Genomic DNA, 14,428 nt, shown 5'->3' with positions numbered 1-14,428 from the left:
TTCCGCAGAGATACGTTCATTTAAGGGGCCTTCGGGCCCCTTTTCTTTTATGAGTGCTGAGTTTCTTTATGTCCCACCCCACCTCTCTTGAGCGCCGTCTGGGCGACTGGCTCCGCGCCCGCTTGCCCCATGGCGTCACCGAACTGGTCATGTTCACCGTCAAGATGGGCTGGGCCTCGCTCTTTGGCGGCCTGCTCCTCATCGCCATGCTGATCACCAACAGCTTCTGGCAGGAGGGCTGGCCCCTCGCGCGCTACGATGCGCTTTTGCTCTACGCGCTGACGCTGCAAATCCTGTTCCTGATCTTTCGATTAGAGACCTTCGGCGAGGCCAAGGTGATCCTTCTGTTCCACCTCACCGGCACGGTCATGGAGATTTTCAAGCTCCACATGGGCAGTTGGGATTACCCCGGCGCGGGTCTCATCAAAATCGGCGGCGTGCCGCTGTTCTCAGGCTTTATGTATGCCTCCGTCGGGAGCTTTATGGCGCGCGCCATCCGTCTCTTCGACATGCGCTTCGCCCCCTACCCGCCCTATTGGACCACCTTGCTCTTCGCCGGAGCCATCTATCTGAATTTCTTCACGCATCACTTCGGACCGGACATCCGCATCGCGCTCTTCGCCGCGTCCCTGCTGCTCTATGCCCGCACCCGTGTCTGGTATCGGATCGGCCGTTGGTACTGGATGCCCATGCCTGTGGCGGGTTTTTTGTCGGCCTTCTTCCTCTGGATCGCGGAGAATATCGGCACAGCCACGCGCATCTGGCTCTACAAAGGACAGATCGCCGGGGAGATGGTCAGCTTTGCCAAGATGGGCTCGTGGTATCTCTTGCTCTACGTCAGCTTTGTCACGGTCACAGTGGTGCAACGCGACGCCTTGCAGCCGGATCGCTTCACACCAAGCCGCGCCAAATCATAACGCCGAGCACCAGCCCGACTGTCACAAAGATCACGAAAGCAATCGCCGTGACAAGATCGAGAACGCGGTTCTTCCGGCGGGTTTTCAAATCTTGCCTCTCAAGGAAATATTTCAACTCCTTGAACGCCTTATCGACTTTCTTATGCGCGACCTGCTGCGCCAATTTGGGATGCGCCTCAAGCCCAATCGCCTCGATGATCACCGCCGATTGCTTGCGCGCCCAGCGGGGCAAACGCCGACCGGCATGGTGCACCTTAGCCTCGAACCCCTCCCCTTTGCGCACGCCGAGATGATCGCGCAGCAGCGCGGCCAGCTCTTCGGATCTGTGCGTCACGGAATGGTCCATGGCGCTCTTTTAGGGACTTTGCGGGCGAGCGCCAAGGCGCTATCTGTGGTGCCATGCTTAACACCGTCCTCACCGGTCACCCGACCGACCGCGCGCCCCTTCTGATCGTCCACGGCCTGTTCGGCTCCGCCCGCAACTGGGGCGTGATCTCGAAACGTCTTTCCGATCAACGCCTTGTCGCTTCCGTCGATCAGCGCAATCACGGCGAAAGCCCGCGTTTCCCGACCCAAAGCTACGAAGACATGGCCGCCGATCTCGCCGAGGTTCTGGAGCCGCTCGTGGCCGAGCATGGCCCGCTGCATGTCATGGGGCATTCGATGGGCGGCAAGGCGGTGATGGTGCTGGCGCTCACCCGCCCTGAACTAATCAAGTCCTTGATTGTCGCGGATATTTCCCCCGTCGCCTACAGCCACGACAACACGCCCCTGATCGATGCGATGCGCAAGATCGACCTGTCCACCGTCGAGAAACGGTCTGATGCCGACCAGCAACTGGCGCGCGATGTACTCGATGCGGGCGTCCGGGCGTTTTTGCTACAAAGCCTTGTGGTCAAAGAGAAAAAATGGCTCCTGAACCTCGATGTTCTGGAGGCTGAAATGCCGAAAATCGTTGGCTTTCCGGAAGTGTCTGGCCGCTATGACGGTCCGACCTTTTTCCTCTCCGGCGGTGAAAGCACCTATGTCGAGCGCGACCACCGGGACCGCTCCAAAGCGCTGTTCCCGCACGCAAAATTCGCGTCCATCCCCGGCACGGGCCATTGGCTCCATGCCGAGAAACCACGCGAATTCGAAGCGGCGATGCGCGCTTGGATGGACGCGGTAGACGCCAAGGGCTGAGCCCTAGGCGAACTCTTCCAAGATTTTCTTCGCAATATACCAAGTGATTGGAATCGCGACTACAAATCCGATCGCTGCGGAGATCAGGATGGGTTTCAACGTGTCCTGCCCCGTGGTCAGGGCAACCACCACAGCGCTGCCCATGAGGGTCGTGGAAATGAGCGAAAACAGGATACCGGCGAGTCGGTTCATGGGTTTGGTCCTTCGTGTCTCGACAAACATTCATTCGCGCGCATGTGACAATAAGATGTTTCCGCAATACCGCTTTGATCGGCATCAAATCGATTGTCGGCAAAGCGTCTGACATGTGTCGGACTTTTGTCGGGCACGGATCGCCGCCGATCACCCTCCCAAGCCGCCGCAGCGCATCAGAAACAGTTGAGGCCTCCCCCCTCTGTCGCTAATAAATCTTTAGCAACGCGCCGAATGGGGCGCCCCCGTTCTGGAGACGACAATGAAACGTGTGATTTTGATCGGACTGACCCTCTGCGCACTGGCCGCCTGTGAAACCGTGCAAGGCGCAGGCCAAGACATCTCGAAAGCCGGTCAGGCCCTCTCAAGCGCAAGCCGCGACGTCCAGTCGAGCATGTAATCGCGCAGCGAAAATCGCAGAGAAAGCCAATCGGCGGGAACCGAACCGCCGCCCCGCGCGTTACCTCCCTGAATGCAATTCAAGGAGACGAAACATGAAACGCGTGATGATTTTGGGCTCTGTCCTTCTTGCCCTCGCCGCCTGTGAGACCATCGAAGGTGCCGGTCAGGATATTTCGAAAGCCGGTTCCGCCATTTCTCAGGAAAGCCGCGAGGTTCAGAGCGAGATGTGATCACAAGCCTTCACGAGATGGCCAAAATAAGTGGACAAAGCACACGATTTGCGTCAGTGTTGCGTGAGAACAGGGGTAAAAATACCACGAGGTAAGAAAAATTTCATGCCTTCGAAGCACAATTGCTCGAAAGTGCCCTAGAAATTTCAAAATTGTGGCGCTAGATACCTCAGCAGATTCTTGAAACACACACTAGAGGAGGTGCACATGGAAAAGCTGCTTCAAGCAATAAGCGACAAGCACCCCGGTTGCGAATTGCGTGATTTTCGACTGTTGGCTAATTTGGTAGAGGCCAACGATCAAAACGGAAAAGACATTGATGGCGAGTTTGCGACCGCCATCGTGAATGCCGAAGAGAAGACCTTTGGCGAGATCTGATATTTTTTTTCAGATCAACAGTAGACACTAATCAAAACTTTGTGTACCACCTCTAAGCTACAACTAGAGGTGGTACATTGCGTTTTGTAGATTTAGCCCAACATTTGCATGAGCTTCGCTTCCAAAAAACTGGTCGCGCAATTGGTATGCGCATGAGATTGTCAGAAGTTTGGACTGCTGCACTAGATTGCCCCAAGAACGGCATCTCAGACATTCGCTACTTCGAGACAGACTTACCTAGGCCTTTCGACGGCTTATTCCTTCGACTGTTCAAGAAAGAAACCGAGAAGGACTTTGCCGCGATTTACGTGAACAAGAGCCTTGAGGACCACTTCAAAGAATTTGCCGCGATAAAGGAACTCATGCACTGCTGGTCCCCCGGCAAAACCTATGTGAGCACGCCAGAGGAAATTCAAAACCTCGTCTCAGCTTTGTCCGCGAAAAAAAGTCGGTATACCGCAAATGTTGCATCAGACATGAAAGCAATTTTTGCTGCAGCTGAGGTAATTCTACCGCACTACATCGTAGAAAAGCATATTGCATTGGGTCACGATCATAATCAGATCGCATTTGAGCATGATCTGCATCCTGAAATTGCGCAGATGATTTGCTCTATGGATGTATTGCAGGAAAGAAAAAACGGCGGCCTCTAAAAGCGTTTTATCGGCTTAAAACAGAAACAAAAAAGCCGCCCCGAAGGGCGGCCTTTTTTAGTTGTCCATTTTCAGCGCGTTAATAAACGCTTCCTGCGGGATTTCCACTTTCCCGAACTGGCGCATTTTCTTCTTACCAGCCTTCTGCTTTTCCAGAAGTTTCTTCTTCCGGGTGGCGTCGCCGCCGTAGCATTTCGCGGTCACGTCTTTGCGCAGCGCAGACAGGGTTTCACGCGCGATCACCTTGCCGCCGATGGCCGCCTGGATCGGGATTTTGAACATGTGGCGGGGGATCAGCTCTTTGAGCTTTTCACACATTGCCCGGCCCCGTTGTTCGGCGCGGTCGCGGTGGACCATCATCGACAGCGCATCGACCGGTTCGTCGTTCACGAGGATCTGCATCTTGACGAGATTGTCCTCGCGATACTCGGTGAACTGATAATCGAAGGAGGCGTAACCTTTCGTTACCGATTTGAGCCTATCGTAGAAGTCGAACACAACTTCGTTGAGCGGGAGGTCATACACCACCATCGCGCGCGGGCCGGCGTAGGTCAGGTCAAGCTGGATGCCGCGGCGGTCCTGACAGAGTTTGAGCACGTCGCCGAGATATTCGTCGGGCACAAGGATCGTCGCTTTGATGCGCGGTTCCTGAATGTGATCGACATAGGTCAGATCGGGCATATCGGCGGGGTTATGAAGCTCCTCGACCGAACCGTCTTTCATGTGGATTTTATAGACCACGGAGGGGGCGGTGGTGATCAGGTCGAGATCATATTCGCGCTCAAGACGGTCGCGGATCACTTCGAGGTGCAAAAGCCCGAGGAAGCCACAACGGAAGCCAAAGCCCAGCGCAGCAGAGGTTTCCATTTCCGAGCTGAACGAGGCATCGTTCAGTTGCAGTTTTTCGATGGCGTCGCGCAGGTCTTCGAAATCGTTGGCATCGACCGGGAAGAGGCCACAGAACACCACCGGGATGGACGGCTTAAAGCCCGGCAGCGGCGCGGCGCAGGGTTTCTTGTCATGGGTGATCGTATCGCCCACCTTGGTGTCGCGCACCTGTTTGATCGAGGCGGTGAAGACACCGATCTCGCCCGGACCGAGCGCCGCGATGTCGACCATCTGCGGCTTGAGCACCGACAGCTTGTCGATCTTATAGCTCGCGCCGGTCTGCATCATCTTGATCTGGTCGCCCTTCTTGATCGTGCCATCGATGACACGGATCATGACGACCACGCCGAGGTACGGGTCGTACCAGCTGTCGACCAGCATGGCCTTGAGCGGCGCATCCACATCGCCCTTCGGCGCAGGCAGACGGGTGACAATGGCTTCCAGCACGTCAGGGATGCCGAGGCCGGTTTTGGCGGAAATCTCGACAGCCTCAGAGGCGTCAATGCCGATCACATCCTCGATCTGCTCTTTCACGCGCTCGGGTTCGGAGGCGGGCAGGTCGATCTTGTTGAGGACAGGGACGATCTCGTGATCGGCGTCGATGGCTTGGTACACGTTGGCAAGCGTCTGGGCCTCGACGCCTTGGGTGGCGTCCACCACCAAAAGCGAGCCTTCAACGGCCTGCATGGAGCGCGACACCTCATAGGCAAAGTCAACGTGGCCGGGGGTGTCGATCAGGTTGAGAATATAGGTCTGACCGTCCTTCGCCGGGTATTCGATCCGCACGGAGTTCGCCTTGATCGTGATCCCGCGCTCGCGCTCAATGTCCATAGCGTCGAGCATCTGCTGTTTCATGTCGCGCTCGGCCACCGTGCCGGTCAGCTGGATCAGCCGGTCGGCAAGGGTCGATTTCCCGTGGTCGATATGGGCCACGATGGAGAAATTGCGGATGTTTTTCAGCTCGGTCATGACAGGCCTCAGCAGATGAAGGTTTGGCTGAGTTCTATGCGGGGAAAGGGGGGGAATGGCAAGGGGAGCTTGCACGAATTGCAGGTCTTTTCATGCATCGAACACTCCGACAGACATATCGGACTGCGCGCGTCTCGGCACCCCTCCGCTCACCTCCCGCCGCTGTGAAACTCCGTGATTGCCTCAGGCCAGAGACTCAGGCATCCTCCCGCGCATAGTCACATCCACGCAGCCTGCGGCATCCAAGCCAGATCAAGGTCACCCTGATCCAAGACGGGCGCGTATGTTGAGAGAGGCAGAGACATGAAAAAATCCCTAATGGCATTCGCCGCCGTCGCCACCACCGCGACCGCAACCCTGTCCCCGATCAGCGCCCACGCCGGTGCCATCGAGCGGGCCTGCATGTCGTCCGACCGGGCGGCGAACAACAGCGCGCTGTGCGGCTGCATTCAGGACGTGGCCGATCTGACCCTATCGAACAGCGACCAGCGTCAGGCCGCGAAGTTCTTCAAAGACCCGCAAAAGGCGCAGGACATCCGCCAGTCGGACAACCGCTCGCATGAAGAATTCTGGCTGCGTTACAAAGCCTTCGGCCAAACCGCTGCAAAATATTGCGGATGAGTGAGCGCGGGCTTTACCTCCCGCTCAACACACTCAAACCCGTCGCCCCCGAAATATGGATCGCGGACGGGCCGTCTGTTCCGTTTTATGGCATCAACTTCCCGACCCGGATGACGGTCATCCGGGTGGCAGGGAAACTTTGGGTGCATTCGCCGATTGCCATAGACGAAGGCCTCCTCGCGGAGATGGCCGATCTTGGCCCCATCGGCTGGCTGATCGCGCCGAATCCGATCCATTACGTTTCGCTGAATATCTGGGCCCAGCGCTTCCCGGAGGCACAGGTTTTGGCCGCCCCCGGCGTCAAGGCGCGTGCAGCGAAGTTCGGCATTCCGGTGCCCCCGCATGAGGTGCTCACTGATGTGGCTCCGACCGGCTACGCCAGCGACATCCGCCAACGCGTCGTCAAAGGGCACAGGTTCCTGCATGAGGTGGTGTTTTTCCACGACAGTTCGAAAACGCTCATTCTGACCGATCTGATCGAGAATTTCGAATCTCAGAAAGTTGGAAAAGTGAAAGCTTTCCTCATGCGGCTCGCGGGCATTCTCGATTCGGACGGCAAGGCCCCGATCGATATGCGCAACACGTTCAAGTCCAAACGCGAGGCCCGCAAAGTGATCCGAGCGGTGATTTCCTGGCAGCCCGACCGGGTGATCCTCAGCCACGGGCGCTGGTATGACAAGAACGGCACCGAAGAGCTGAAACGCGCCTTCCGCTGGCTCGGCGTTTAAAGGGTTTTCAACAGACCGTCTGCCGCCGCTTCGATCAGGTCCAGCGCCTCATTGAAATCGCGGGTGTAATAGGGATCAGGCACGGCTTTGACCCCGGCAGAGGCGGCATAGGACATCATCAAGGTGACCGGCGTCGCCGACCCGGCGGGGCGCAGCTGCTCGATATCTCGCAGGTTCGTCTCGTCCATCGCCACGATCAGATCAAACCCGTCAAAATCGTGTGCCGTGATCTGACGCGCGCGCAGGTTCGAGAGATCATAGCCCCGCGCCGAAGCCGCCGCCTGCATCGGGCCATAGGGCGGCTCACCCACATGCCAATCTCCGGTCCCGGCGCTATCCACGATCACAGGCAGACCGGCAGCCTGCGCTTTGGCCACGAATACGGCTTCTGCGGAGGGTGAGCGGCAAATGTTTCCGAGACAGACGAAGAGGATTTTCTGCATGGGGGCTCCTTTTCCGTCAGCTAAACTTGCGGGCCGGGCAAGTGCAAGGCAGGGTGGAGAAAAAGGCGGGCCAGAGACTGCGGGCCGGAGAATTAGGGGAGCGCGATGAAAGGTGGAATTTTCATATTGTCGGGCGCGGGGCTCTCAGCCGAAAGCGGCCTGAAAACCTTTCGCGCCGAGGACGGGCTTTGGGAAGATCACCGGGTCGAGGATGTCGCGACACCCGAAGCCTTTGCCCGCAACCCGGAACTTGTGCAGCGTTTTTACAATATGCGGCGCGAACAGGCGGCCAAGGCGGAACCGAACGCGGCGCACCGCGCGCTGGCGCGGCTGCAGGCGGAGTATGACGCGCCAGTTTACCTTGTGACGCAGAATGTGGACGATTTGTTGGAGCGCGGCGGTGCGCGGGAGGTGATCCATATGCATGGCGCCCTCAAAGATGCGCTTTGCGCCGCCTGCGGCCATCGCTGGGCCGCGCCGATGGTGATGGATGTAAACGCCCCCTGCCCCAGTTGCTCTGCCCCGGCCACGCGCCCGGACATCGTCTGGTTCGGCGAAATCCCCTATCACATGGAACGCATTCAAGATGCCTTGGAGGACAGCGATCTTTTCGTCTCCATCGGCACCTCTGGTGTCGTCTACCCGGCGGCGGGGTTCAGCCAAATGGCCCGGAGCCTCGGCATCCGCACGATGGAACTGAACCTTGAGGCCTCCGGCGGGCTGTTCGACGAGGTGCGCGAAGGCTTTGCCAGCACGGTCGTGCAGGATTGGGTCTCGGAGGTGTTGGGCCGTTGAGCGGGAAGGTTGAGCCGGGATGAGTATTTGAACAGCAAAGGAAATGCGCCCCGGCCGCCGGTTCATAGCACTGTCGCGTCACCGGAAGGGATTTCGTCCACACGGGCCGGGGCGTCTCCTTCGCTGACGGTCATCGGCGCTCCCGCCTGTACCGCGCTTTTAGGATAAACACGTTAAGGTTAACGCGCGGTTGAGACCTCAGGCGTGGTTTCCTTTGCTGGACAAATACTCAGCGAAACGCCGGGCCATGCACCCATGTGGAAAGAGAAAACCGCTCGCCCTCGGTCACAGGCGTCACCCGATGCAGCACGAAGGACGGGAACAGCACAGCGGAGCCCTTGGCCCGATCCGATTGCCGGATGTTGGCATCGGCCTGCAATTCCAGCGCGCCGCCTTTGTACTCCGCAGGATCGGACAGTTGCACCACCATCGTCAGCTTGCGCTTTGACGCCAGAGCGCCTTCGCCAATGTCGGAATGCCATGTGAAATGACCCTGACGCTCGGCGCCGTAGCGGGCGACCTGCGGGCTTTCGCCGAATTCAGTCAGTGCGAAATCGAAATGGCTGCGGTTGGCTTCTGCCACGAGCTGCATGATGCGCTCCATGATCCATTCACCGCCCTGGCGCTCATCGAGCCAGGCGAGATCGGCGCGGCGCAGGTTATGGTCGGAGCGATTTTTCACAAGCCCCGCATCCGTCAGCTCCTCCTCGCGGGAGAGCAGGACGATGGCATCACATTCGGCAGGCGAAAACGCCTCCGGGAACGCATAAACGCTCAGCATGATCAGTCTCTTCATATGTCAGAAAGGGCACGACTCGGGCCGTAATTTCCCGCCTCGCTCAAAGCGTCATCTAAGCCATTTTTGGGTTCACGCAAGAAAAAAGGCACGCGCAAGTGCACGTGCCTTCGCGATCGGAGCGAGAGGAGATCAGTTGCTCATCTGGCTGTGATCCATTTGACTATGATCCATGGGCATTTCCATGTCTTTGCGTTCCATGTCCACCGGGATGTCGACGGTGATCTCGCCCGCCTTCTCAAAAGTCAGGGTGACATGGACGGTATCGCCCTGCTGCATCGGCTTCAGCAGCCCCATGAACATGACGTGATCACCGCCACGGGCCAGCGCATGCATCCCATGGGCCGGGATTTCGAACCCTTCCGGGACGTGGGCCATTTTCATGATGCCATCGCCCATGTCTTTATGGGTGTGAAGCTCGGTGATCTTGGAAATATCGGAGGTCGCATCGATCAGGCGATCGGCCTCGTCACCGGTGTTTTCGATCATGAAAAAGGCCGCGCCAGCCTTGGCCATCATACCGGACGAGCGGGCATAGGGGTCCACAATGGTGATGTCGGCAAAAGCGGGCAGTGCAAAAGCGCAGGCGGTGAGCCCGGCGAGAAGAGTCGTTTTGAACATATTGGGTCCTTTGGTCTTGAAGTTGGTCTTGAGGAAAGCTCAGACCAAAGGCGGGCCACGGGCACAGGCCTGCGGCGGGACCATATCGTGGACGGACCAAGAGACGCGCGGCGGGTCAAACCGGTGCATCTTTTGCACGGACGGTTGCAGGTCAAATGCAGCCACCGTGCCAGCGATCAAACTCAAGGCGCAATCGGGACAAATATGCGCCGGGCCGACCGGCTGGCCATCCGCATCCGTCAGCACGGTGATCGGCCCCGTGCCCGTACAAATCACCACAGCGCCGGTTGCATCGCGCATGGTGCCACGCGCCACGGCCATGGACTGGGACGTGACGATGAGCAAAAGCGCGACCAGAATGGCCTTTATCGTGCGAGTGATGCGCATGGTGAACCGCACTTTAACGACCGCCCGATGAAAGAAAAGGGGACAAATCACCTCATCGTGAGGTGTGTCGGCATACGCAAAAGCCCCGCGAGAAAACTCTCACGGGGCTTTGCTAGACGTGGAAAATCCGAAAGGATTACGCGGCAGCTTGAGCTTTTGCGATGTCTTTCTTGATTTTCAGAGCGTTGTCCGACAGCTCAGCGTCCTTGGCTTTTGCAAGGAAGGCGTCCAGACCACCACGGTGGTCAACGGAGCGCAGAGCAGCAGCGGAGATACGCAGCTTGAAGGAGCGGCCGAGGGTTTCCGAAATCAGCGTCACATCGTTGAGGTTCGGAAGGAAACGGCGGCGGGTTCTGTTTTTGGCGTGGCTGACATTGTTGCCAGTCATCGGGCCTTTACCGGTCAGTTCGCAACGACGCGACATGGGTTCATCCTCGTTTCTACTTTCGAAAGCAAAAGCTCTCGCAGTTTAAAAGACTCATATTCTGTCTTGATCGGCCTCCTTTTACGCGCCCGCGCCCCGGACGCAAGTCCGAAAAGCAGCAAGGATCACGGGAAAAGACCGATTTCCAACAGAAAAGGACACCGCTGGAGAGCCGCGCCCGAAATTCAGTTTGCGGTGCATAGGCGATCACGGGAGAATCGTCAAGCCTTTCTCGGCAACGGCATTCAATGGAGCGCTTTACCCCTGCTTCAACGCCTTGAGCACATCCGCCGCCGCATGCCCCGGCGTGATCTCTCCCTTGGCCACCCTGCCCGCCAGCCCGGAAATCATCGACTTGAGCGGCTCGCGCTCAAGCTGGGACAAAAGCCCGTTGCGAATGTCCTGACCGAACCAATATTCGGCTTGCTCCGAGCGACGTTTGTCAAAAAATCCGTTCTCCCGGCGCCAATCGACCAGCGTGTTCATCTCGCCCCAGGCTTCTTGCAACCCCTTCTCTTCAATGGCGGAAACCGTCATCGCCTTGGGGAATTCTTTCGGATCTTGCGGACGTTTGCGTATGAGCCGCAGCGCACCAGCATAATCGGCGCAGGTGCGTTGGGCCGCAGGTTTGAGATCGCCGTCAGCCTTGTTCACCAAGATCAGGTCGGCCATCTCCATGATTCCGCGTTTGACCCCCTGCAACTCATCGCCCCCCGCTGGCGCAAGGAGCAGAAGGAAAAGATCGGACATCTCGGAGACCACGGTCTCGGATTGGCCCACCCCCACGGTTTCGATGAGAATCAGATCATATCCGGCCACCTCGCAGAGCGCGACCGCTTCCCGCGTGCGCCGCGCCACGCCGCCAAGCTCGGATTGCGAGGGCGATGGGCGGATAAAAGCGTTTTTCTCGCGCGACAGCATCTCCATCCGGGTTTTGTCCCCGAGAATCGAGCCCCCCGAGCGCGACGAGGAGGGATCCACGGCCAGAACCGCCACCTTCAGCCCCTCTTTGATGAGCATCATCCCGAAGCTTTCGATAAAGGTGGACTTGCCCACCCCCGGCGTGCCTGACAATCCGAGGCGCAGCGCCTGCCGCCCGGATTTCCCGACCGCTTCCATCAGTTCGATGGCCTGCGCCCGATGATCGTCCCGCGAGCTTTCAACCAAAGTGATCGCCCGCGCGAGCGCACGGCGGTTTCCGGCGATGACCTGTTCAGCTAAGCGACTGATCTCCATGTCCGGCGTCTCCCTGCTCCCTTTGGGTTTCTGACATGCACATTTCCGGCCTGACTGTCCAGTCTGGCTAGGCGTTATGAGTATTTGAGCAGCAAAGGAAACCGGGTGCTTTTCACGCCCCCTGAGATCGCCGATAAGAGCGCCATGGACAGATTGCCGATTGATGATGTGCTGGGCGAGTTGGTCTCCGCTGTGAAGGCGGACGGCCGCGCCGTGCTTATGGCGCCGCCGGGGGCGGGCAAGACGACCCGTGTGCCTCTGGCGCTTTTGCCGGAGGTTCAGGGCCGGATCGTGATGCTGGAGCCGCGCAGGCTCGCCGCGCGCTCCGCCGCCGAACGCATGGCGGAGACCTTGGGCGAACGGGCTGGGGAAACGGTCGGATACCGCATTCGCGGCGAGGCCAAAGTGTCGAAGGCCACCCGGATCGAAGTGGTGACCGAAGGCATCCTGACCCGCATGTTGCAATCCGACCCGGAGCTGTCCGGGGTCGGAGCGGTGATCTTTGACGAATTCCACGAACGCAGCCTCAACGCCGATCTGGGATTGGCCCTCACATGGGAAGTGCGGCAAGCGCTGCGCGAAGATCTGGTGCTGATCGTGATGTCGGCGACGCTGGACGCGGAGCCCGTCGCTGCCCTGCTGGATGGGGCGCCTGTGGTGCGCTCGGAAGGGCGGGCCTATCCGGTCGAAACCCGCTGGCTTGATGCTCCCATCCCGAAACGGCAGCGGTTGGAACAGGCCATTGCCGAGTTGACCCTGCGTGCGGTCGCCGATTGCGAAGGCTCGGCTTTGGTGTTTCTCCCCGGCGAAGGAGAAATCCGGCGGGTGCAGGGCCTTCTCGAAGGTCAGGTGCCGCACGATTGTGCGATCCGTCCACTGTTCGGCGCGATGAAATTCGCGGATCAACGCGCGGCTATCGCCCCGGCGAAAGAGGGACGCAAAATCGTTCTGGCGACGTCGATTGCAGAAACCTCTCTGACCATCGAGGACGTGCGCATCGTGGTCGATGCCGGACGCGCGCGCCGGGCGCGGTTCGATCCAAGCTCCGGCATGTCGCGTCTGGTGACGGAACGGGCCTCGAAAGCCGAAGCCGAACAGCGCCGGGGCCGCGCGGGGCGTGTCTCTGAGGGTGTGTGTTATCGGCTTTGGACCAAGGGCGAAGAAGGTGCCCTGCCCGCTTTCGCCCCGGCTGAGATTGAAACTGCGGACCTGACCGGGCTGGCCTTGGAACTGGCGTTGTGGGGCGCGTCGGAGGACGAGCTCGCCTTCCTCACCCCACCCCCGACCGGACCACTTTCCGAGGCGCGCGCATTGCTCGAAGGGCTCGGTGCGCTGGACGCTGAGGGGCGGATCACGGAACACGGCAAGGCGCTGGCGGCCAAACCTCTGCACCCGCGACTTGCACATATGCTGCAAATCGCGGGCGGACAGGCGGCGGACCTAGCGGCACTGTTGAACGAACGCGACCCGCTGCGCGGTGCGGGCGTGGACTTGTCTCTGCGCATCCGGGCGCTATCGCAGCCGGGCAACGCCGATCGCGGCGTCATTGAGCGGGTCAAACAAGAGGCCAAACGGTTGAGACATGGGTTGCAGCAGAGTGCCCCCATGAGCCTTGGAGAAATGGCCGCGCTGGCCTATCCGGATCGGATCGGGCTGCACCGTCCGGGCGACCAGCCGCGTTACCTTTTGTCCGGCGGTAAGGGCGCCGTCATGCCGGAAGAAGACACCCTGTCGGGCAGCCGCTTGATCGTTGTCACCGACACCGACGGTGCCGCCCGCGATGCAAAAATCCGACAAGCCGCCGTGCTTTCTGAAAGCGAGTTGCGCGGCCTCTACGGGTCTCAAATCGCATGGCGAGAGCTGTGTCAGTGGGACAAGCGCGAAAAGCGGGTCGTGGCGCGGCGGCAGGAATGCTTTGGCGCGCTGGTGCTCGATGATCGGCAATGGAAAGATGCGCCCGCCGAGGCCGTCGCACGCGGCGCGCTGGACGGGCTGCGCCAGATCGGCCTGCCTTGGAGCGGCGCCGCCCGGCGCTTCGCCGCGCGTGTGCGCCTGATGGATGACAGTTTTCCCGACATGTCGGATGCTGCGCTCATGGATCATCTGGAAGACTGGCTCCTGCCCTATCTCAAGGGGGCGAAGACCGAAGCGCAGTTGCGTAATCTCGACATTACGGACGCGCTGCGTGCGATGCTGGATTGGGACCAGATGCAGCGGCTCGACCGCGAGGTGCCCGCCGCCTTTTCAAGCCCCGTGGGGCGCAAACTGCCGATTGATTACTCCGGCGAACACCCCGAAGTGACCGGGCGGTTGCAGGAGTTTTTCGGCACGACGGTCCATCCCACGGTCGGCCCGAAACGCGTCCCCCTGAAAGTCGTCCTCACCTCCCCGGCGCATCGCCCGGTGCAGGTGACGATGGACCTGCCGAATTTCTGGAAAACTTCTTACGCCGATGTGCGCAAGGACATGCGCGGGCGCTATCCGAAACACCCTTGGCCGGAAGACCCGACCGAGGCCGATCCGACACTGCGCGCGAAACCTCGGGGAAGCTGAGGTTACCCTTTGT

At 59.4% G+C, this 14,428-nt stretch carries 19 protein-coding genes; 10 read left to right on the top strand and 9 right to left on the bottom strand.

Features of this window, described 5'->3' with window-relative positions; all coding sequences use genetic code 11:
* Positions 1 to 68: 68 nt before the first annotated feature.
* Positions 69 to 917 carry a DUF817 domain-containing protein gene (locus tag ACYBHZ_RS09375; protein ID WP_460274007.1) on the top strand — a complete coding sequence of 283 codons (849 nt, stop codon included), beginning with the start codon at positions 69 to 71 and terminating at the stop codon, positions 915 to 917.
* Here the strand turns inward: ACYBHZ_RS09375 and ACYBHZ_RS09370 are convergent.
* Positions 892 to 1,251 (bottom strand): hypothetical protein, encoded by a 360-nt coding sequence (locus ACYBHZ_RS09370; protein WP_460274006.1) that lies wholly within the window; start codon positions 1,249 to 1,251, stop codon positions 892 to 894. The genes ACYBHZ_RS09375 and ACYBHZ_RS09370 overlap by 26 nt on opposite strands.
* A 65-nt stretch (positions 1,252 to 1,316) precedes the next feature.
* Between ACYBHZ_RS09370 and ACYBHZ_RS09365 the strand changes: the two genes are divergently transcribed.
* Positions 1,317 to 2,099, top strand: a complete 783-nt coding sequence (locus ACYBHZ_RS09365; protein WP_460274005.1) for an alpha/beta fold hydrolase — start codon at positions 1,317 to 1,319, stop codon at positions 2,097 to 2,099.
* Positions 2,100 to 2,102: 3 nt separating this feature from the next.
* On the opposite strand, the gene ACYBHZ_RS09360 is transcribed toward ACYBHZ_RS09365, so the two are convergent.
* The gene (locus tag ACYBHZ_RS09360) at positions 2,103 to 2,291 is read right to left on the bottom strand and encodes a CTP synthetase (protein ID WP_460274004.1); all 189 of its coding nucleotides are present in this window, start codon (positions 2,289 to 2,291) and stop codon (positions 2,103 to 2,105) included.
* Positions 2,292 to 2,553: 262 nt separating this feature from the next.
* On the opposite strand from ACYBHZ_RS09360, the gene ACYBHZ_RS09355 reads away from it, so the two are divergent.
* The 4 genes from ACYBHZ_RS09355 to ACYBHZ_RS09340 all read left to right on the top strand — a co-directional run bounded on the left by ACYBHZ_RS09355 (position 2,554) and on the right by ACYBHZ_RS09340 (position 3,954).
* Positions 2,554 to 2,691 (top strand): entericidin A/B family lipoprotein, encoded by a 138-nt coding sequence (locus ACYBHZ_RS09355; protein ID WP_460274003.1) that lies wholly within the window; start codon positions 2,554 to 2,556, stop codon positions 2,689 to 2,691.
* A 94-nt stretch (positions 2,692 to 2,785) separates the two neighbouring features.
* The gene (locus ACYBHZ_RS09350; RefSeq protein ID WP_460274002.1) at positions 2,786 to 2,923 is read left to right on the top strand and encodes an entericidin A/B family lipoprotein; all 138 of its coding nucleotides are present in this window, start codon (positions 2,786 to 2,788) and stop codon (positions 2,921 to 2,923) included.
* 207 nt (positions 2,924 to 3,130) lie between these two features.
* Complete coding sequence (locus ACYBHZ_RS09345; protein WP_460274001.1) at positions 3,131 to 3,301, top strand: hypothetical protein; 171 nt, start codon at positions 3,131 to 3,133, stop codon at positions 3,299 to 3,301.
* A gap of 77 nt (positions 3,302 to 3,378) precedes the next feature.
* On the top strand, positions 3,379 to 3,954 hold the full coding sequence (locus ACYBHZ_RS09340; protein ID WP_460274000.1) for a hypothetical protein: 576 nt from the start codon (positions 3,379 to 3,381) through the stop codon (positions 3,952 to 3,954).
* Between the two features lie 57 nt (positions 3,955 to 4,011).
* Here ACYBHZ_RS09340 and lepA read toward each other — a convergent pair whose 3' ends face one another.
* A complete protein-coding gene (lepA, locus tag ACYBHZ_RS09335) occupies positions 4,012 to 5,811 on the bottom strand; it encodes a translation elongation factor 4 (RefSeq protein ID WP_460273999.1) in 1,800 nt (599 codons plus the stop codon).
* A gap of 303 nt (positions 5,812 to 6,114) precedes the next feature.
* Between lepA and ACYBHZ_RS09330 the strand changes: the two genes are divergently transcribed.
* The gene (locus ACYBHZ_RS09330) at positions 6,115 to 6,432 is read left to right on the top strand and encodes a hypothetical protein (RefSeq protein ID WP_460273998.1); all 318 of its coding nucleotides are present in this window, start codon (positions 6,115 to 6,117) and stop codon (positions 6,430 to 6,432) included.
* Positions 6,429 to 7,160 carry a DUF4336 domain-containing protein gene (locus tag ACYBHZ_RS09325; RefSeq protein WP_460273997.1) on the top strand — a complete coding sequence of 244 codons (732 nt, stop codon included), beginning with the start codon at positions 6,429 to 6,431 and terminating at the stop codon, positions 7,158 to 7,160. Before ACYBHZ_RS09330 ends, ACYBHZ_RS09325 begins: the two co-directional genes overlap by 4 nt.
* Here the strand turns inward: ACYBHZ_RS09325 and ACYBHZ_RS09320 are convergent.
* Entirely contained in the window at positions 7,157 to 7,603 is a 447-nt protein-coding gene (locus tag ACYBHZ_RS09320) for a low molecular weight protein-tyrosine-phosphatase (protein ID WP_460273996.1), read from the bottom strand. The two genes, ACYBHZ_RS09325 and ACYBHZ_RS09320, sit on opposite strands and share 4 nt — an antisense overlap.
* 105 nt (positions 7,604 to 7,708) lie before the next feature.
* Here ACYBHZ_RS09320 and ACYBHZ_RS09315 point away from each other — a divergent pair, with 105 nt between their 5' ends.
* Positions 7,709 to 8,398 (top strand): NAD-dependent deacylase, encoded by a 690-nt coding sequence (locus tag ACYBHZ_RS09315; protein ID WP_460273995.1) that lies wholly within the window; start codon positions 7,709 to 7,711, stop codon positions 8,396 to 8,398.
* A 229-nt stretch (positions 8,399 to 8,627) separates the two neighbouring features.
* Here the strand turns inward: ACYBHZ_RS09315 and ACYBHZ_RS09310 are convergent, their stop codons facing one another.
* From ACYBHZ_RS09310 to meaB, 5 genes are all read right to left on the bottom strand, one after another.
* Positions 8,628 to 9,179 (bottom strand): 2OG-Fe(II) oxygenase, encoded by a 552-nt coding sequence (locus ACYBHZ_RS09310; protein WP_460273994.1) that lies wholly within the window; start codon positions 9,177 to 9,179, stop codon positions 8,628 to 8,630.
* 147 nt (positions 9,180 to 9,326) lie between these two features.
* Positions 9,327 to 9,815 (bottom strand): copper chaperone PCu(A)C, encoded by a 489-nt coding sequence (locus ACYBHZ_RS09305; protein ID WP_460273993.1) that lies wholly within the window; start codon positions 9,813 to 9,815, stop codon positions 9,327 to 9,329.
* Between the two features lie 39 nt (positions 9,816 to 9,854).
* Complete coding sequence (locus ACYBHZ_RS09300; RefSeq protein WP_460273992.1) at positions 9,855 to 10,202, bottom strand: hypothetical protein; 348 nt, start codon at positions 10,200 to 10,202, stop codon at positions 9,855 to 9,857.
* 136 nt (positions 10,203 to 10,338) lie between these two features.
* Positions 10,339 to 10,626: a 50S ribosomal protein L28 gene (gene rpmB, locus ACYBHZ_RS09295; protein WP_090062109.1), complete on the bottom strand. Its 288-nt coding sequence runs from the start codon at positions 10,624 to 10,626 to the stop codon at positions 10,339 to 10,341.
* A 258-nt stretch (positions 10,627 to 10,884) separates the two neighbouring features.
* Positions 10,885 to 11,862: a methylmalonyl Co-A mutase-associated GTPase MeaB gene (gene meaB, locus ACYBHZ_RS09290; protein ID WP_460273991.1), complete on the bottom strand. Its 978-nt coding sequence runs from the start codon at positions 11,860 to 11,862 to the stop codon at positions 10,885 to 10,887.
* A 144-nt stretch (positions 11,863 to 12,006) separates the two neighbouring features.
* Between meaB and hrpB the strand changes: the two genes are divergently transcribed.
* The gene (gene hrpB, locus ACYBHZ_RS09285; protein ID WP_460274264.1) at positions 12,007 to 14,415 is read left to right on the top strand and encodes an ATP-dependent helicase HrpB; all 2,409 of its coding nucleotides are present in this window, start codon (positions 12,007 to 12,009) and stop codon (positions 14,413 to 14,415) included.
* Positions 14,416 to 14,428 lie beyond the last annotated feature (13 nt).

This window comes from Celeribacter sp. ULVN23_4 (genome assembly GCF_054788345.1).
Note: the sequence above shows the minus strand (reverse complement) of the source record. Positions and strands in the feature narration are given on the sequence as shown.